This window comes from Microcoleus sp. CAWBG27, assembly GCF_020883145.1.
Lineage (GTDB): Bacteria > Cyanobacteriota > Cyanobacteriia > Cyanobacteriales > Microcoleaceae > Microcoleus.
This window is the reverse complement of record NZ_JAHREU010000023.1, coordinates 56,912-76,780: the sequence shown is the minus strand read 5'-3', so window position 1 is coordinate 76,780 and position 19,869 is coordinate 56,912. Positions and strand designations below refer to the sequence as shown.

Sequence of the window (19,869 nt, the reverse complement as noted above, 5' to 3'; positions counted from 1 at the left end):
ATTTTAGTTTCTCACTTTGTGGAAAATTTTAGTTTGAGCGATCGCTTTCTACCATTCCAGATAACTAGGATGCGATCGCACCAACCATCCCAACTGACACAAGGGCGATCGCTTCTTTTCACCTACTTCTAACCGATGTTAAACAACTAACCCAGATGCAAGTATTGCTTCGGCAAGTTCTTGCAAACTAACGCAAACTCGCCCAATACCCAAACCAACATCCACACAGGCTTGTTGATCTACAAAACTAGCCGGATTCTTCAGATCGAACTCGCCTTGTACTGGCGTCGTTATGTCATACATTGTTACCCGTTTCACAAAGCTATCCCAAACGTGATGATGGCGAATCTGAACTCGGTAACGGATAATAAAGCCATCTTGTTCTAGCATTTCTATTGTTGCATCGCCTTTATTACCTTGGGCTATTGCATCGAAATATGATTCAATTTTTTGAGCCACTTCTGTGTTTCGCAAATCTTGAGCCATTTGACCCTCCTTAAAACATTACATTTCAATAATTTTGAGCTTTGATTCAGTAATAACCCGGATGCGCCGATCGCGTCAGTGAGAAATAGTTATAAATAGTTATAACTTGAGTGAAAAATATGCTATTATTTTAAGTATAATTACTTAATTTCCTGTGCCGTCCAGCAGGAACCACCACTTTTTAGCTAACACACCCGATAATTTTAAATAAATGACGATCGACGAAGCACTGCTTTTCCTCGACTCGGTTCTCAAACAAGAACATCTCAACGATATTCACATACTGGTATTGCGGCAGACTTGGGAAGGACACTCTTATCCGCAGATTGCTAAAAGCGCTGGTTATGATGCAGAATATATTAAGTTTGTTGGCTTTCAGTTATGGCAAGTTCTCAGTCGGGCATTTGGAGAAAAAGTCACTAAGAGTAACTTTCAGTCTGTTTTGCGACGGCAAGCACAACAGGCACAAGTTTCCGCATCACTACCAAATAGCCAAATTAGTCACCAGATGGACGCACAAGTCGATCGCAGTGGTACGATCGCCGATCGAACTTTAACTGACTTAACAAAACTCAACAAATCGATTAATTGGGGAGAAGCAATTGATGTTTCTATTTTCTACGGACGTGCAGAGGAATTAGCTTTATTAGAAAAGTGGCTGATCGTCGATCGCTGCCGCCTAGTAACGCTGTTGGGGATGGGTGGAATTGGCAAAACTTCTCTCTCTATTAAAATAGCAGAACGCATCCAAGAACAATTTGATTATATTATTTGGCACAGTCTCTGCAATGCTCCCTCTATCCTCGATTTGTTACTAGAATTGATTCAATTTCTGTCGCACCAACAGGAAACGAATTTACCAGACAGCGTAGATGGTAGAATCTCGCGACTGCTGCACTATCTGCGACAGCATCGGTGTCTGTTAATATTGGATAATATCGAGTCAATTCTACAGGAAGAAGCACGCACGGGTTGTTATCGAGAGGGGTATGAAGGATACGGTCAACTTCTACGCTGCGTAGCCGAAATAAATCATAAAAGTACCCTGCTATTAACCAGTCGAGAAAAGCCGATCGGTTTAGCCGCTAGAGAAGGCGAAACTTTGCCCGTTCGTTCATTACAACTGAAAGGTTTAAGCACTCCCAAAGCACGGATTTTTTTTCAACGCATCGGTTCTTTTCAAGGGTCGGACTCTGAATGGGATATTTTGATATCTCACTATGGAGGAAATCCCCTAGCCTTAAAAATGGTTGCTCCCGCTATTCGCGATTTTTTTGATAGTAGCCTCCCCAAATTTTTAGAACTTTTAAATCAAGGAAGTTTAGTATTTGATGATATTCGCAACCTATTAGACAGGCAATTTAATCGTTTGTTAGATTTAGAAAAAAAGGTGATGTACTGGCTGGCTATTAATCGGGAGCCAGTATCGCTGGGTGAATTACAACAAGATTTAGTTGCAAAATTAACTGTTAAAGAATTACTAGAAGTTTTAGGTTCTCTGCTGAGACATTCTCTGATTGAAAAAACCTCAGACGGCTACACTCAACAACCCGTCGTCATGGAATACATGACGCAACGATTAATCGAGCAAGTCTGCACTGAAATCGCAACCAGCAAAATCGATCTTCTCAGAAGCCTGGCTCTGCTCAAAGCTACAGCTAAAGAATACATTAGAGATACGCAAGCTAGTCTGATACTAAAACCTATTGCCGAGATCCTTTTTTTTTCTTTTGAACGCCAGCAAATCATCGAAAACCAACTCAAACCTATTTTGGCATCGCTGCGCGGTAAACCCACACTAGAAACTGGCTATGTTGCGGGTAATATTATAAATCTATTGTGTCAAATGCAGACAGATTTAAGCGGTTGGGATTTTTCTAATTTAACCGTTTGGCAAGCTTATTTACCCAATACGAATTTGCATTGTGTCAACTTTGCGGGAGCTGATTTAGCTAATTCGGTTTTCGCTCAAGTTCTGGGAAGCGGTTTGTCCATCGCTTTTAGCCCGGATGGAAAACTTTTAGCAATGGGCGATACTAATAGTGAGGTTCATTTGTGGCAAATGCCAGAAGTTAGGCTGCTGAGAACTGGCAAAGAATACGGCAGCATTGTGTTATCTGCTGCTTTTAGTCCAGATGGAAAAACCTTTGCTACTGGCGGTAGTAACGGTACAATTAATTGCTGGGATGTTAGCAGTTGGTCGATTCGTCAAATATTGCAGGGAAATCATAGCAGTGTGCTGGGAGTTGCTTTCAGTCCAGATGGCAAGATGCTTGCTAGTGGCATCGGTGATGGGACTGTGCGTTTTTGGGATTGGAGTCACGGACGATGTTTGCTAACTTTGCCGGCACACAAAAGTCAGGCTTGGTCGATCGCATTTAGTCCTCAAGGTAATATTTTAGCTAGTGGCGGTGATGACGGAATACTTAAACTTTGGGATGTTGCTACCGGACAATGCCTGAAAATATTTGAGACTGACTGTCGTCAAATTCGATCGGTGGCTTTCAGTTTAGATGGTAAAATGGTAGCCCGGGGCGGTCATGACGCTTTGATTCGCATCTGGGATATTAACACGGGTGAACTCGTTAGAATTTGCTCTGGACATTCACAAATAGTAATGTCTGTTGCGTTTAGTCCTGACGGTCAGATTTTAGCAAGTTGCAGCGAAGACAGCACCGTGAGATTGTGGGAAGTGGCATCGGGTGAGTGTCTAAAAACACTCCAAGGACACGCCAGTCGGGTTTCAGCCGTCGCGTTTCGTCCAGATGGCAAAATTTTAGCTAGCACTGGTGAAGACTGTACGGTGAGACTGTGGGATGTTAAAACAGGTCGTTGTCTGAAAACAGTATTGGGGCAAAGCAATCCAGTAAATTCGGTAGTTTTTTCACCCGATGGCAAAACTTTAGCTAGTAGCGATCGCGCCGTGAGATTATGGAATATCAAAACCGGGAAGTGTTTTAAAAGCATCCAGGATGGACGTACTAATCGATTGAAATCCATTGCCTTCAGTCCGAATGGAGACTTGCTGGCGAGTGGATTCTCTGATACGAGTGTCAGGTTATGGGATGCTATGACTGGAGAATGCCTAAAAAGTTTAGAGGGTCATTCTGCTTGGGTTTGGGGAGTCGCCATCAGTCCCGACGGTAAGACATTGGCAAGTTTCAGTGAAGACCAGACGATCGAACTATGGGATATTAGTACAGGGCAATGTCTTTATAGTTGTACTGAGCATCAGAGTTGGGTGATGGGAATTGCTTTTAGTCCTTCAGGTGATATCCTGGCTTCTGCGAGTACCGATAAGACGGTGAAGTTATGGGATGTCAGTACAGGGAAAGTCTTAAGCACTTTGATGGGAAATAGCGGTTGGGTTTGGTCTGTTGTCTTTAGCCCTGACGGTAATATCTTGGCAAGCAGCCACAGTGACGGTAATATCAATTTTTGGGATATCAATACCGGACAATTTTTGACCGCCCTGGAGGGACATGACGGTATTGTTTCATCGGTAATCTTCAATCATGATGGTACACTGTTGGCGAGTGGCGGTCACGATCGAACAGTCAGGTTGTGGGATGTCAGCTTGGGTGAGTGTTTGAATGTTCTCCGGGGGCACGATAATTGGGTTTGGTCTGTTGCTTTCAGTCCTGATGGTCATACTATTGCCAGTGCTAGCCAAGATGAGACAATTAAGCTTTGGGATGTCAGCACGGGTGATCGTATCAAAACTTTGCCTGTTCCGAAACCTTATGAAGGCTTAAATATTGCAGGTGTTAAAGGTGTAACTGAGGCGACTGCGGCGATGCTCAAAACACTGGGAGCAGTTGACAGTTGACAGTTGACAGTTGACAGTTATGGTACCCGAATCAAACCGTTTATGAAATGCTCCTTTGAGACTCTATTCATGATAGTTATTTATGTACTAACCGATGTGGCGGTTGCTTTACCAAAAACCCAAGAAAGCTAATCATTCCGACGCAACTGGATTTGATATTATACCAAATCCGTGTTTACTACCCTTTTTTTTGTATTATTTGTCATTGCGAGGAACGAAGCAATCGCTTAGTCTCTGCGATTGCTTCGTTCCTCCCAATGACGGAGGGTTAGCCATGATATTAAACCCGGATTTGGGATCTGGCTACAATTCGGGAGATGGTGGGGCATCTTGAATTTTGGCGAGTGCTGCTTTAATTTGGGGAGTTGCCAGGAAGTTTTGGGTGGCTGCTATCAAGCGATCGCCCCAGAGGTTGTCTTTGAGAAAAGTTACTGTGGCATAGCGCTTGTCCAATTTCAGGGCGGCTTCTCCCAGCGCTAAACCTTTTTCTTTGTCGCCTTTGGTGTAAAGTGCTACTGCTAGGGCTAGCATTGGTTCTGCTGCTTTGTCGTCGATCGCGATCGCTTCTTGCCAGCGTTTGATGGCACTATCGACATCTCCCATTTCGTATTTGACTAATCCGATATTGTTGATAGCCGGCCAGAGTTTTTTTTCTAAAGCAAAGGCTTTTTCATATTGGGCGATCGCGCGATCGAACTGCTTTAGCTTGTAAAAAGCGTTACCTAAATCAAATAATGCGCCCGGAGTGTCGGGCTTTATTTTTAACCCTGCTTGCAAATATTCGACTGCTTTCTCGTAGTTCGCTTTCCGAAAGTGAGCTTCTCCCAAGACAAATTTAATTGAGGCATTTTCTGGCGCCAGAGATTGAGCTTGCCCCAAAGCTTCAATGCCTTTGTCAAACTGCTCGATTTGAAGGTACAAGCTGCCTAACAAAGTCCAAGTTTGAGAATTCTTGGGGGCTAACTGCGTCGCGAGTTCGGCGCTGGGGACGGCGAGTTGGAACTGCTGGAGTCTCGCTAGCTGAACGGCTCGTTCTGCAAGGCTCAAGGCTGTCTGTTCGAGTCCGGCCGAGTCGATTTGCAGGGTGTAAGGCAAGAGTGCCTGACAGGCAACTGGCTTGGGCATTGTCCACAAACCGAGTGCGAGTACCAGAGATAGTAAAGGAATGCGATTAGGCACTGTATAGCCCCAAAAAAAAATATAATGGTTTCTCGATCGCCTATAATAACTCATATTTTTGAGTTTTGATATTGTTTCTTGACTCGCAACCCTTCCTACTTTTGAGTTGAATAGTTCCCAAATTCTGTTTTTACTCAGCTCTCAGACTTTTGATTTACTGCTTTTTTGCGGACTAAAGTCCTCACTACGAACCTGTTTTTACTCAGCTCTCAGGCTTTTGATTCACTGCTTTTTTGCGGACTAAAGTCCTCACTACGAACCTGTTTTTACTCAGCTCTCAGGCTTTTGATTCACTGCTTTTTTGGGGACTAAAGTCTTCACTACGAACCTGGTAATTTCTTGACTCTTACGGAATTTATGAAGTTTATTTCACATTTTAAATAACTACCATAAAATCGGTTTGTAGTCAGGACTTTAGTCCTCCGAGTTTTCCGGGGAATGACTGGTTTCATTACCTACCTTTGCCACTCAATAATAGTTTTGATTCACTGTTTTTTTTGCGGGTTCAAGTCTTCACTACGAACCGGATAAATTATTCAATTTTAGGAATTTGAGTTAGTTAATAAAGTCTGTTGAATTTGGTCTAACAATTGTGCTGCTGACAAGGAAGAAGGCAAAATTTTGGCAGATACTTCTTGCAGCAGAAAGTCGATCGCCTCCGATTCCGAATTTACAGCAGAGCGATCGTCCCAGACTAAAATTGGCAGTTTGACAGCCATTTGCCGCAGGTTCGATAGCGCTTGCAGCATCGCGGACGATTCTGAGGGAGTATCGCGCAAGCACAGCAACACTAAGTCCACGCTTTGATATTGCAACTGCTGCAAAACTTCTGTCCAGCAGGGGGCGATCGCCCCTCGAAAGCCTGCGGTTTGGATGTACTGAATCAAAGCTTGAAAGTTGGGAGTAGAAAACTTGGCATGGGGTACGGGAATGTCGGCTTTGGTCGATCGATCGCCCTTTGCCAATTCTCCTGTCGAATTCCCCCCAGTGGTGCAGTGCAAGTCCGGTAAAGTAGAAATGTCAGCAAATAAAATGCTGGGCTTCCAACTCATGCCCGCAGCTACTTGAATCACTTGCCACAAGGCAGATGCCCCCAACCCGGTGCCTGAGGTTTCACCGCCTTCAGGACTCCCGCCTGCCAAACAGGGAAATACCGACAATCCTTTGACTTGATTTGCTAGTTGCGTCGTTACGGGGTCTAAAGTCACTAAGGGCAGAGAACCCAAATTTCGAGACAGACTTAACTGTTCGATAAAAGCTAAGGCGTTTTGCAGTTGGCTCGTACTGTCCAAGACGATCGCATCGGGCCGCCAAATTCGGGCCACGAGTTCTGCTTGGCCGAGATCGTCTGCTTCCAAAACTCGGCAGTAGTTGGGGTTGAGCAGTAAAGCAGAACCTTGAGAAGAACTGTTTTGCGGGCTGAGCCACAACACGGTTAAAGAACTCCTCACCTTGCTCGTACTGGCATCGGGGCGACCGATCGAGTCTGCCAACAGCCGCCGTAAAGCGGCTTCTTCCACCGGCAAGCTCAAAAAGCCTTCGGCGCGGTTGACAGAAGCCCGTTCTTTTTCGCCTCTGGTGGCTGTGACGATCGCCGGAATCGATCGGGTATCCGGATCGCTCTTCAGCAGCGTCAGCACGTCCCAACCGGACAGCAGCGGCAGCAGCGGGTTGAGGAAAATCGCTTCGGGACTGAACCTGCGAGCTTTTTCCAGCGCTTCGGTGCCGGAACGGGCGACTATTACTTGGTAGCCCAAACCAGAGAGGACTTTGCTTAAATCTTCGATATATTTAGGAACTGCTTCGACTATTAACACTAAACGAGAGCGAGAATTGGCGATCGGAATCTGATATTTTGGTTTGAATAATTCTTCCTCGTTCCCTGTATGTGCTGGGAATTCTTCCCCGCTATTTCCCGGAGGATTTGGAGGCAGCAACAATGTAAATTGAGAGCCTTGGTTTTCTGAGGAAATAAACGAAACGTCTCCGCCGTGGAGACGGGCGAGCCGTTGAGTCAGTACCAGTCCCAGTCCGGTTCCTTGAAAGCGCCTAGTGAGGGGGCTTTCAAGCTGTTGAAATTTCTGAAAGATCAGGTGCTGTTTGTCAGCCGGGATGCCGATACCGGTATCCCAAACTGTGAAGGCGAGCCAACCTTCCCAAACATTTACTTTCAATCCTATTTTGCCGCCAGCTTCGGTGAATTTTAGGGCGTTGGAAAGGAGGTTAACGAGCATTTGTCGCAGCCTTAGTTCGTCGGCAATTAAATAGCTCACTCCCGGCTCTATTTCGAGTGTAAATTCGATTTTCGCAGGTGGTTCTTCTTGAGAAGCTTCGCCCTTGGTTTGGCTGGGCTGGGAAGGTGATTTTTCTTCTTGCTGTTGCAGTTGTTTTGCTTGTTCAAAGGCTCTTTTGCAGGTGGCTGCTATTTCGACTGGTTCCGGAATTAGTTCTAGCTGCCCGGTTTCCATGCGGGTCAAGTCTAAAATGTCGTTCACTATTGTCATCAAATGCCGCCCGCTTTGATGGATTAGTTTGGCGTAGCGTGTTTGGCGATCGTTGAGTTCTCCGATCAATTTATCTTTGAGGAGGCTGGACAAACCGAGGACGGCGGTGAGAGGGGTTTTTAGTTCGTGGCTGATGCAGGATAAAAATTCGTCTTTTAGTCGGTTGAGGTGGATTAAATCTGCATTTTTTGCTGCTAGTTCTTTGGCGACTAAATGTTCTTCGGTGACATCTTGTCCCATTACTAAAATTAGTTGATTTGAGAGTGGCTGTTTGACAAATTGCCAGATCCGTTCTTGACCTGTTTGTACGGGACAGTCACAAATATATGTATCTGGTTTGCCGGCGGTGGGACACCAAGCTGGAGCGGTTAAGGTTGATGGGGAGGCGGCGGCGTACAGGGGTAGCGGACAACTGGTGGCTGCGGTTCCATCACGGGCGGCGAAGCTATCCCGCAGCCCCTCGCCCGATCGACTTGCTCCTACTAGGCTCCTGCACTCAGAGGTGACGGCCTCTACTTCCACGCTCTTGTATTCTTTTGTTACATGGCTTGTTTTGTGGGCCGAGTGTTTGCCCAAATTTGCCGTTGGTTCTGGAACTGGATCTGGGCCAGCTCCCAGCAAAATCCGCCACGCTGCGTTTTGGCTGACTATTTGGCCGGTGGGAGTTTGCAATCTCAGGGGTAGGGGCAGTTTTTCTAGGAGTTGGACTAGGGAGTTGAGGTTTTCCGAGGGTTTCAATCCTGCTTCTAGGAAGCGCACTTGAGATCCTAGGGCTGTGGCGATGGCTGCGGAAACCGTGGTTAATTCAATTTCTTTGACTGCTGTGGGTTCGGGCCTCAGGCTGCTGTTAAGTGCGGCGAATTGCAGCAGGCTCTGACACTCTAGCATTCCTAAAAATTTCCCGCTGGCATCTGTCAGGGCGATCGGGCTTTTGGAGCCACCACCGGCGCTAAGGCCAGACTCCCCAGGGGTGTTCAGTTCCTCTATTTGCAAATATTCCCAGAATTCGCTGACGCTCAGAGTCCCAGGGATTACCCGGATCGGCTCTATCGGCAGCGAACTTGCTGACAAAGGTTGCTCCCAGTCGTTTGTGCGATCGATCGCCCAGACCCAAAAGCTGCTCAGGTAAACTAATCCTAGGGGTTGTAGCTGTTCGTTGACTACTGCAATTCGATCGCAGTTGCCCTGGCTGAAAATTGACTGTAGCGATGATAGCGCCGCCGTTTGGAGGCACAGCGGCACTAGCTCGATAAAATTTTTGAGACTGGGGCTGGTGGTTGACATAACAAACCTGAGAGTCTGCTATCAATAGCAGTAATATTTTTGATACCCAATGTAGCTGCCGATCTTTTGTATCTTATTTAGTTTTATACCAGTTCTCGATCGAGTCCCGTCGTGGCACCGAGACCTGCGAATTTGATGCCTGCACCTGATTTGAGGCAACTACCAATTATTTTAAGGCTTAAGCTTAATTGCAGAAATCAGGATGGGGGTGCTTGACACATCTGCCAATAAGTACACTTTGACGAGACGATCCCGCTACTAAAAGCCGATCGCCTATTTGGCAGTTAAGATTGGTTACAATAAATGTTTAAATGATTGTTAAAATGTTAAGTATTTTATATAAGGAGATATCAACTCTGAGCGATCCAGCACTTTCGGGCAACTTGGGTAGTTCACCTAGAGGTTTGCTGCCCCAACTGTCGATCGGTATTTTTATCCGCTCTGAAAAAATTGCCAGCGATGCGATCGAGCTTTTGAGCGGGGAACGCTATACGTTAACCCACATTAAGTCGGCGGTGGAGTTTTTGGGATTCCTCAAGCACAATTACCACCTCGATTGTTTGGTTTTTGACGTAGATGACGTAGATAGGGATTTGCAATTGCTTTTGAGCAAGCTGCAAGAACGATCGCTCTTTTTACCTGCTGTGATTTTTTTGCCCCAGCCGGCATGGGATGGCAGCCAAGAATCACCACCCTCAGATACTTTGGAGGGCGTGGCGAGTACCGCCGAGAAGAGTCAAGAGCAAAAAAGTTGTGCTTTTTTTTATCACCCGGCTGAGGTGCAACTACCAATCGCGAGATCGAGCGACCTAGGTACAAGTATCGATCGGGCGATCGCACAATTTCTGAAACTTTCAACTCCGGTTCCTGTCAATGACCAATCCCCAAGGGTCGATGCCACCGCCCAATTGACTGCTCAAAGTTTACTCCAACGACAGCAGCGCCGACTTGCGGAAAAATTACGGGAGCGATTAGGATACTTAGGTGTGTATTATAAAAGAAATTCTCAGATTTTTTTGCGAAATCTTTCGGGAGAAGAGAAGCAAAAGTTTCTGGAGCAACTCAAGTCAAGTTATCGCGACATCGTTTTAAATTATTTTTCCGAAGATACTGCGGTCAACAATCAAATCGATGAATTTGTAAATTTGGCTTTTTTTGCCGACGTTTCCGTGACTCAAATTGTAGAAATTCACATGGGATTGATGGACGAATTTGCTAAACAACTAAAATTAGAAGGCCGCAGCGAGGAAATATTGCTCGATTACCGCTTGACTCTGATTGACGCGATCGCTCATCTGTGCGAAATGTACAGGCGATCCATTCCCAAAGAGACATCTCAAGTTTAGTTGACAGTTGACAGTTGACAGTTGACAGTTGACAGTTGACAGCTTACCCCCAAGCGCAGTCGAAGGGATGAGGGCCACCTCTACCTGGAAGTCCGAGGATTGGAGTAATGAATAGTCTGATTTTAATTTCTCCCTACAAGGGCTCCGGCTTTAAACCAATTCTTTCTGGCAAAAGCAAGAAGCAAGAAGGAAAAAGGAAGGCAAAATTTAACAAACTAGAAAGGAGAAGACAGTCGGCAGGGCTAGACAGAGGCTGAAATTATTATAAAATAACAAAGAACAGCGGATTCAAGACCAATAACAACTACAACTAACATCTGTCAACTAACACTCAACATTTAAAAAAGTTCATGAGTCCTCTGAAGAAAACCTACATTCTGAAGCTGTACGTTGCCGGAAATACTCCGAACTCAGTGCGAGCTTTGAAAACCCTAAAAGACATCCTAGAACAGGAATTTCAAGGAGTCTATGCCCTGAAAGTCATAGACGTTCTCAAAAATCCTCAGCTAGCAGAAGAGGACAAAATTCTAGCAACCCCCACCCTAGCGAAAATCCTGCCGCCGCCGGTGCGAAAAATTATCGGCGATTTGTCCGATCGCGAGAAAGTTCTGATAGGATTAGATTTACTCTATGAAGAACTTCGTGAAGAAGACCTGAATTCATAAGATAATCAGAAGACAGTCATTAATCAGCAGTCAGCAGTCATTACTTATTGACCAAGAGCCCAAACTACAAACTGGGTATAAAGACTCATGAGCTGGGGTTAATGAGTGACAACTAAAGAATACTGAGAGTTGACAAAAATCGACATGAATGAAATTAGTCAAACGGTGCAACCAGAAGGATTGGTAACGGCAGGCGTTGAAAAAATTCGCACAATGATTGAGGGTTTCGATGACATCAGTCACGGCGGAATGCCCATTGGCAGAACCACCCTCGTCAGCGGCACGTCAGGAACGGGAAAAACTTTATTTGCCGTACAATTTATATATAACGGAATCACCCATTTTGACGAACCTGGAGTGCTCGTAACTTTTGAAGAATCTCCGACAGATATTATTAAAAATGCTTGCAGTTTCGGTTGGGATTTGGCACGGCTAATCGATGAAGGCAAGCTATTTATTTTAGACGCTTCCCCCGATCCCGAAGGTCAGGATATTGTGGGAAACTTTGATTTATCTGCTTTAATCGAGCGAATTCAGTACGCCATTCGCAAGTACAAAGCCAAGCGCGTTTCTATAGATTCAGTAACAGCCGTATTTCAGCAGTACGAAGCTGCATCTGTGGTGCGCCGAGAAATCTTTCGCTTAGTTGCGCGCCTCAAACAAGTAGGCGCAACTACAGTTATGACTACCGAACGGGTTGAAGAATACGGCCCGGTAGCGCGGTTTGGAGTGGAAGAGTTTGTGTCAGATAATGTCGTGATTGTTCGGAACGTCTTGGAAGGCGAACGCCGCCGCCGCACCATCGAAATTTTGAAGTTGCGCGGTACAACTCACATGAAGGGTGAATATCCTTTTACTATGACCAATGATGGCATTAATATTTTCCCCTTGGGGGCCATGCGATTAACTCAAAAGTCTTCTAACGTGCGGGTTTCTTCCGGCGATAAAACTCTCGACGAGATGTGCGGCGGCGGTTTCTTTAAAGACTCGATTATTTTGGCTACCGGTGCGACGGGAACCGGCAAAACCCTGTTGGTAAGCAAGTTCTTGCAGAATGCTTGTATGAACGGCAATCGGGCACTACTTTTTGCCTATGAAGAGTCGCGGGCTCAGTTGTTCCGCAATGCTTATTCTTGGGGCATTGATTTTGAGGAAATGGAACACAAAGGACTGCTGAAGCTGCTGTGTACTTACCCCGAATCTGCGGGCTTGGAAGACCACTTGCAGACGATTAAATCAGAAATTGCTGAGTTCAAACCTTCTCGAATTGCCATAGACTCGCTTTCAGCCCTAGCTAGGGGTGTCAGCAATAATGCTTTCAGACAATTTGTGATTGGGGTGACAGGTTTTGCGAAGCAGGAAGAAATCACCGGCTTTTTCACGAATACCAGCGACCAGTTTATGGGTTCTCATTCGATTACGGACTCCCATATTTCTACGATTACTGACACGATTATCATGCTTCAGTATGTAGAGATTCGAGGCGAAATGTCGCGGGCAATTAATGTGTTTAAGATGCGCGGTTCGTGGCACGACAAAGGGATTCGAGAATACACGATTACTGAAAGAGGCCCACAAATTAAAGATTCGTTCCGCGGCTACGAACGGATAATCAGCGGTTCTCCAACTCGGATTTCGGTTAATGAGAAGAGTGAGTTATCCCGGATTCTCCAGGGCGTCCAAGGTCAAGACGATGACGATATTTGACAATCGGCAGTCTGTTGTAGGGTGCGCGGTGCGCGCTGCTGTGTTCTGAAATCGCCCACACAGCCAGAACTCCTTTACCAGGAAGAATTGGTTGAAAGCCCCAACCCCGATTGGGAGAAATTCAAATCAGACTATTTATTACTCCAATCTTCTTCCTTGTAGGTAGAGGTCGCTCTCTGGGAGTCAACTGTCAACTGTCAACTGTCAACTGTCAACTGTTGAACATTGGTCATAAAAAAGATCGATCGTTCGCGATCGATCTTTTTATTAATTTCAGTGAGCACGGAGGGATTTGAACCCCCGACCCTCAGGACCGGAACCTGATGCTCTATCCACTGAGCTACGTGCCCTCAACGTTTTTTGAGTATAACACGTCTTGTCGAAAATGGCTAGTCGATCGAGCAAATTCGATCGACCCTCTCCAAACCGCTGGGCCGATGCGGGTTCTACTCGCCCGCGCGTATCGTGTATCAGGCACTTCTCGCAGCCTGAGACGGCAAATTTTGACAATTATCGTCAAAATAATAGGACAATGGGTAAAATAATATACTTTAATCTAAGCAAAGATTAGGCTCACATTCGATCGCGGTTCAGCGTCTACCACAGCTAATACAGCCCGCATCAATTTCCTCTAGCTAGTAGGTAGTAGATGGCGCTGCTGTTGCCATCAAGTAAATAATTCTCTGGAATCCCCTTGTAATTCCCGGTAAAAGCTGGTAGTCTGGATGTAGAACAAAAATACCGCCAGCAATGACTAAGTATGTCACACCGCGAAAAGCTTGCGAAATCCTGCAAGTCTCAGAAAAAACTCTTAGGAACTGGGAACTTGCAGGCAAAATCGCAACAATCAGAACCCCCTCCAACCAGCGACGCTACGACATTGAGAGTGTTCTTGGAACCGGGCAAAACCGAATCACCGCCATCTATGCCAGGGTTAGCAGTTACAAGCAGCGAGACGACCTCGAACGACAAGTCAGCTACCTGCAAAACCTCTACCCGCAAGCCAAAGTCTTCAAAGATATCGGTGGCGGACTCAACTTCAAAAGAAAAGCGCTGCTTGCCCTTTTGGGACAAGTCATGTCAGGAGATGTCTCAACAGTTGTGGTCGGACACCAAGATAGGCTTGCGAGGTTTGGTGGCGACCTCATCAAATGGATATGCGAGCAAAACAATTGCCAACTCATGGTTCTCAGTAGAAACGAGTTGTCTCCAGAGCGAGAAATGGTTGAAGATATCCTTGCCATCATCCACGTCTTTAGTTGCCGACTCTACGGACTCCGTAAGTACAAATCTACTATCAAAGAAGATCCGAGTCTACCCGGAAACGGAGTTAGCAGCGAAATGGAGGACTTGGATTGCAGCAAGTAGATGGTGTTACAACCAAGCAATTGCCATTCTTAAGGACGAAAAAATTGGCAAATACGATCTGAGAAAAAAGATCATGGATTCAGTACCAGCTTGGGTTTCCGAACAACCTTACAACCCACGCCAAATGGCAGTATTTCAAGCTTTTGAAGCGCACAAAGCCGCCAAAAAGTCAAAAGGAATGGCAAAGTTTAGAAGCCGTTTTGATGGGTCTCAGACTATCAGGTTTCAAGTTGCCAATTGGAAGTCTGGAACTTTTTATCCGCAGGCGACCAAAGGACTATTATTTAAAGCCGCTGAACCAATTGTAGAAGTAATGGAACACGAGCCAACACTATCATTAATCAATGGGCAATGGTTTATTTGCTATGCAGTTGACACTGCAAGACTAGACCCGACCCAAAGTGACTTGGCTATTGCTTTAGACCCTGGTGTCAGAATGTTTCTAACTGGTTTTGACGGTCGTGATATCTTGGAGATAGGCTCATGTGATATAGGACGCATCTACCGACTGGCAAGACATTTAGATAAATTGATGTCAAGAATAGGGTTAAACAAGGGAGGGCAATTTAAACGATTGAGGTACTGCCTGAGAAAGTCAGCAGCAAAAATTCGGATCAAGATTAAAGCCTTGGTCAACGAGCTACACAAAAAGGCAGCCAAATACCTAGTCACAAAATATAAAGTGATTTTCTTGCCGACCTTTGAGACGCAGCAAATGGTAAAAAAAGGTAAGCGCAAACTAGCTACTAAAACAGCTAGAGCAATGGTTACCTTAAGTCATTACCGTTTCAAGCAAATGTTGAAGCATCAGGCTGTTAAATATGGCAGCACTGTAGTAGACGTAACGGAAGAATACACATCAAAAACCTGTTCAAAATGTGGACATATTCACATTAAATTAGGCGGGTCTAAAAAATTTAAATGTCCAGAATGCGGACACATTCTAGACAGAGACTTAAATGGCGCTTTCAATATTTTATTGAAAGCTTTGAGAGATACCTCCTTGACAGGAGAGCTTGCTGCTTTCTCCGTCTTGCCATACACGGCTAATTCGGGCTTAGTCCTGGATTTACCGGGTTAAATGTATCTGTTAAGATAAGCTCTCCAAGAACGGTTCTAGGCTAAGTTCACCAAACCTCTGAATCTTATGATTGATAAAATGTTAGATAAATTATCGCTGAGAACTGTTCTCATAGTTCCATTTGTGCTGCAAATCGTCGCAGCCGTGGGACTCGTAGGATATCTCTCTTTTAGAAACGGACAAAAAGCAGTTAATAATCTTGCCACTCAGTTAATGAGCGAGGTGAGTTTGCGTGTCGAGCAAAACCTGCAAGTTTACCTGACTACTCCCCATCAAATCAATCAAAGCAAGCTGGATGCTGTCAAACTCGGGTTGTTAAAGATGGAAAACTTATCAGATTGGGAGAAATATCTTTGGCGGCAAGTCCAATTATATCCCTATATCAATTTTACCTCCGTTGGCAACAAGAAAGGAGACTATCGAACCGGAGAAAAACTGTCAAATGGCTCTCTAATGATTAATTTGTCAGGCAAATCTACAGGTTTTGATTTTTATTCTTACAATACTAATAATACAGGCGATCGCACTACCGTAACAACAGTTGTCAAAAACTTTGACATCCGCGAACATCCTTCGTACCAAAATGCGGCTAATGTCGGCCAACCAACTTGGAGTTCCGTTTATATTTCGTTTCTAGAACCGACCTTAATACTCAGCGCGCTCCAACCCGTATACGACAACAATCAGCTACAAGGAGTATTAATTTCTGCCTTGCGTCTCGACCATATTGGGAGATTTTTAAACAGTCTCAAAATTGGCAAAACTGGGCAAGCATTTATTATCGAAAAAAATGGTACATTACTGGCAACTTCAACTGTCGAACAACCATTCCGTACCAAAGACAATAATAAAAAAGAACTGTTCAAAGCAGAAGAGAGTATTGACCCCTCGACTCAAGCTACAGCTAAATATGTAGCAGTTCGGTTTCAGCAATTAAAGGAAATTAAAAGTTCCTATCTCTTGAATTTTGAAATAGACGGCAAGCGACAATTTGTCAACATTCTACCTTTCCAAGACGGCAAAGGTTTGGACTGGCTGATTGTGGTAGTTGTTCCTGAAGCAGATTTCACCGAACAAATCGATGCCAATACTCGCATGACAATTTGGCTTTGTTTGGCAGCTTTAGCCATAGCTGTAGTTATCGGCATTCAGACTTCTCGGTGGGTGACAAATCCAATTTTGCGCTTAAATACAGCAGCTAAAAATATTGCTAAAGGCGAATGGGATACCACAGTAGAAAGCGAACGTTCCGACGAATTGGGAGAATTAGCCAAGTCATTTAACAGCATGGCTCAACAACTGCAACAATCTTTTGCAACTTTAGAACACCGAGTGCAAGAGCGGACTGCCGAATTGGCTGTAGCCAAGGACAAGGCGGAAGTAGCCAATCAAGCTAAAAGTGCCTTTCTGGCTAACATGAGTCACGAATTGCGATCGCCCCTCAATGCAATTCTCGGCTTTTCCCAACTGATGACTCGCAGCCAAACTCTATCCCGAGAACACCAAGAAAATCTTAGCATAATTAGCAGCAGCGGAGAACACCTGCTCACCCTGATTAATAACGTGCTCGATTTATCTAAAATTGAATCGGGGCGCACCACCCTCAATCCCAAAAAATTCGACCTCTATCGCCTGCTACACGACTTGGACGATATGTTTCAAATCAAAGCAGATGACAAGCATTTGCAGTTAGTTTTCGATCGCAGTCCCGATCTACCGCAATACGTAGAAACTGACGAGTTAAAATTGCGACAAATATTAATTAATTTGCTAAATAACGCTCTTAAATTTACAGAATATGGCGGTGTTTCTGTCAGGGCTAGCAAGCATTCAACCAGCCAAAATCAACAGAAAAAATCAGTAAATAATTCTGTATCAAAAACCTACAAACATACCGAAGATGAGGCTAGTAATGGCATTAATTTTCCACATTTAACTATGTCAGAAAATGCGAGTTATAAAACCCAAAATGACGGTTCAGCTTCTGCCTCGTCTTTCTTTATTCATTTTGAAGTCGAAGATACTGGCCCAGGTATTGCCGCCAATGAATTAGACAATCTTTTTGAAGCTTTCGTGCAAACCCAGGCAGGCAAAGATTCCCAAGAAGGTACAGGCTTGGGATTGCCAATTAGTCGCAAATTTGTGGAATTAATGGGTGGCGAAATGAGCGTAAATTCTACTGTCGGGAAGGGAACTAATTTTAAGTTTGATATCCAAGTTTTGGCTGTTGATGCGGCTGATATTGAAAGCAAAAAACCGACTCGCCATGTGATTGCCCTGGAACCCAACCAACACCCCTATCGAATTTTGATAGTAGATGATAAACCGCTCAACCGTCAATTGTTAATTAAACTTCTCAATCCTCTGGGTTTTGAACTGAAAGAAGCTACTAACGGTCAAGAAGCTATTGACATTTGGGATAGTTGGGAGCCGCATTTAATTTGGATGGACATGAGAATGCCCGTGATGGACGGCTACGAAGCAACACAATACATTAAAGGAACTATTAAAGGTCAAGCTACTGCTATTATTGCGCTGACTGCGAGCGTTTTGGAGGAAGAACGGGCTGTAATTTTGTCGGCGGGCTGCGATGCTTTTATGCGGAAACCTTTCCGGGAAGCCGATATTTTCGATGCTATGCACAAACATATCGGAGTACGCTATATTTATGAAGATCCGGGGCAAGCTAACTCATCGGCAGTCAAAGAGCGCGATCGCGAAATGACTGCGGCTGACTTCCTGAAATTGCCTGAGTCGCTGGTAGCTGATTTAAAGCTGGCGATACTGAAAGTGGATATGGATTTCATTGAGAGTGCGATCGACCAAATTAGATTAAAGGATACAGTAACTGCTGCTGCGATCGCCAATTGTATAGAAAATTTCGAGTACGACAAAGTTTTAAAGTTAATCTCTCAAGCAAGCTCACATGAATAATGACATTCCTAGTACCCCTCCCGGTAATATTTTAGTAGTGGACGATACCCCAGCGAATTTGCGACTGCTAGCCGGAATTTTGAATGGCAAGGGCTATAAAGTCCGCCCCGTACCGAGCGGCGAGTTAGCACTTTCGGCCGCACAAGGTATGCCTCCCGATTTGATTTTGCTGGATATTATGATGCCCGAAATGAACGGGTATGAAGTTTGCGAAAAAATTAAAGCTGATGAACGCACTCGCGACATTCCGGTGATTTTTATCAGCGCGATAAATGACGTACTAGATAAGGTTAAAGCTTTTGCTGTGGGCGGAGTTGATTATATTACCAAACCCTTTCAGATGGAAGAGGTATTAGTTAGGGTAGAAACCCATTTAGCAATGTGCCAGTTGCAAAAAAAACTCAAACAGAAAAACGATGAACTGACAATCACTTTAGAGCAACTGCAAGCAACTCAGGAGCAATTAGTTCAATCGGAAAAAATGGCTGCCTTAGGGCAACTGATTGCAGGCATTGCTCACGAAATTAATACGCCGCTAGGGGCGATTCGATCGTCTATTGGGAATATCACCGGCTTTTTGGATAACAATCTCGACAGTTTGCCAGTTTTTTTTAAAGAACTGTCTGCCGAACGCCAGCACGATTTTTTGAGTTTAATGTACAGTTCCCGCCAACAAACTTACTCTTTATCTACGCGAGAAAAACGGGAATTTAAAAGAGGCGTGAAGCAGCAACTAGATGCGGAAGGGATTGATAATGCTGACAGCCTTGCTAGCATTTTAGTCAATATCGGATTGCAAGGAAATGTGCAAGAATTCGTGCCGTTGCTCAAAGACCCTGACAGCGAAAATATTATCAAAACCGCCTACGATTTTGCTAGTATTCAAAAAAGCGCCAGAACCATCGCTACCGCTACAGAACGCGCTGCAAAAGTCGTTTTTGCTCTCAAAAATTATGCGCGTTACGATGTGCATGGGGATAAACTAGAAGTGAATATCACTGATGGAATTGAAACTGTATTAACTCTTTATCAGAACCAGCTAAAACAAGGTGTAGAAATCGTCAGAAACTATCAAGCTCAATTGCCTCCGGTATTGTGTTATCCAGACGAACTCAATCAAGTTTGGACAAATTTAATTCACAATGCCTTACAAGCGATGGACAATCAAGGAACTTTAACAATTGACGCCTGGGAGCAAGATACCAACTTTGCCGTAAAAATTACCGACAGCGGCGCTGGAATTTCACCGGAGATTTTGCCGAAAATTTTTGAGCCGTTTTTTACGACCAAACCAGCGGGAGAAGGCAGCGGATTAGGATTGGATATTGTCAAAAAAATCATTAAAAAACATCAGGGTACAATTGATGTGGAGTCGGTGCCCGGTCAAACTGCATTTACAGTGTCTTTGCCGATTAATTTAATTGAGTAGGTAAAACACCAGACTGAAATCTGGGGCTAAAAATTTGCAGTCTAGGCGCGCGGAATG

Annotated in this window: 12 protein-coding genes and 1 tRNA gene; 9 read left to right on the top strand and 4 right to left on the bottom strand. The window is 44.7% G+C overall.

The window, feature by feature from the left end:
* Positions 1-138: 138 nt before the first annotated feature.
* Entirely contained in the window at positions 139-486 is a 348-nt protein-coding gene (locus QZ938_RS15190; RefSeq protein ID WP_293352205.1) for a hypothetical protein, read from the bottom strand.
* A gap of 211 nt (positions 487-697) precedes the next feature.
* Between QZ938_RS15190 and QZ938_RS15185 the strand changes: the two genes are divergently transcribed.
* Complete coding sequence (locus QZ938_RS15185) at positions 698-4,315, top strand: NB-ARC domain-containing protein (RefSeq protein WP_293352207.1); 3,618 nt, start codon at positions 698-700, stop codon at positions 4,313-4,315.
* A 303-nt stretch (positions 4,316-4,618) separates the two neighbouring features.
* On the opposite strand, the gene QZ938_RS15180 is transcribed toward QZ938_RS15185, so the two are convergent.
* Both QZ938_RS15180 and QZ938_RS15175 read right to left on the bottom strand, forming a co-directional pair.
* On the bottom strand, positions 4,619-5,494 hold the full coding sequence (locus QZ938_RS15180) for a tetratricopeptide repeat protein (protein WP_293363243.1): 876 nt from the start codon (positions 5,492-5,494) through the stop codon (positions 4,619-4,621).
* 542 nt (positions 5,495-6,036) lie between these two features.
* The gene (locus QZ938_RS15175; protein ID WP_293352211.1) at positions 6,037-9,282 is read right to left on the bottom strand and encodes a hybrid sensor histidine kinase/response regulator; all 3,246 of its coding nucleotides are present in this window, start codon (positions 9,280-9,282) and stop codon (positions 6,037-6,039) included.
* A gap of 311 nt (positions 9,283-9,593) precedes the next feature.
* Between QZ938_RS15175 and QZ938_RS15170 the strand changes: the two genes are divergently transcribed.
* The 3 genes from QZ938_RS15170 (at position 9,594) to kaiC (ending at position 13,000) form a co-directional block, all read left to right on the top strand.
* The gene (locus QZ938_RS15170) at positions 9,594-10,628 is read left to right on the top strand and encodes a circadian clock protein KaiA (protein ID WP_363318845.1); all 1,035 of its coding nucleotides are present in this window, start codon (positions 9,594-9,596) and stop codon (positions 10,626-10,628) included.
* 350 nt (positions 10,629-10,978) lie between these two features.
* Entirely contained in the window at positions 10,979-11,293 is a 315-nt protein-coding gene (gene kaiB / locus QZ938_RS15165) for a circadian clock protein KaiB (RefSeq protein WP_265233654.1), read from the top strand.
* Between the two features lie 144 nt (positions 11,294-11,437).
* Entirely contained in the window at positions 11,438-13,000 is a 1,563-nt protein-coding gene (gene kaiC, locus QZ938_RS15160; protein ID WP_293155940.1) for a circadian clock protein KaiC, read from the top strand.
* Between the two features lie 277 nt (positions 13,001-13,277).
* Here kaiC and QZ938_RS15155 read toward each other — a convergent pair.
* Positions 13,278-13,350, bottom strand: a tRNA-Arg gene (locus QZ938_RS15155).
* Here QZ938_RS15155 and QZ938_RS15150 point away from each other — a divergent pair.
* The 5 genes from QZ938_RS15150 to QZ938_RS15130 all read left to right on the top strand — a co-directional run bounded on the left by QZ938_RS15150 (position 13,324) and on the right by QZ938_RS15130 (position 19,812).
* Positions 13,324-13,545 (top strand): hypothetical protein, encoded by a 222-nt coding sequence (locus tag QZ938_RS15150; protein ID WP_293155937.1) that lies wholly within the window; start codon positions 13,324-13,326, stop codon positions 13,543-13,545. The two genes, QZ938_RS15155 and QZ938_RS15150, sit on opposite strands and share 27 nt — an antisense overlap.
* Before the next feature lie 205 nt (positions 13,546-13,750).
* Positions 13,751-14,368 carry an IS607 family transposase gene (locus tag QZ938_RS15145; protein WP_293155934.1) on the top strand — a complete coding sequence of 206 codons (618 nt, stop codon included), beginning with the start codon at positions 13,751-13,753 and terminating at the stop codon, positions 14,366-14,368.
* Positions 14,307-15,449, top strand: coding sequence for a transposase (locus QZ938_RS15140; protein WP_293352257.1), 1,143 nt, complete (start codon positions 14,307-14,309; stop codon positions 15,447-15,449). The genes QZ938_RS15145 and QZ938_RS15140 overlap by 62 nt, the downstream gene beginning before the upstream one ends.
* A 78-nt stretch (positions 15,450-15,527) precedes the next feature.
* Entirely contained in the window at positions 15,528-18,383 is a 2,856-nt protein-coding gene (locus QZ938_RS15135) for a hybrid sensor histidine kinase/response regulator (RefSeq protein WP_293363246.1), read from the top strand.
* Positions 18,376-19,812 carry a response regulator gene (locus QZ938_RS15130; RefSeq protein ID WP_293155928.1) on the top strand — a complete coding sequence of 479 codons (1,437 nt, stop codon included), beginning with the start codon at positions 18,376-18,378 and terminating at the stop codon, positions 19,810-19,812. The genes QZ938_RS15135 and QZ938_RS15130 overlap by 8 nt, the downstream gene beginning before the upstream one ends.
* The last annotated feature ends 57 nt before the right edge of the window (positions 19,813-19,869 follow it).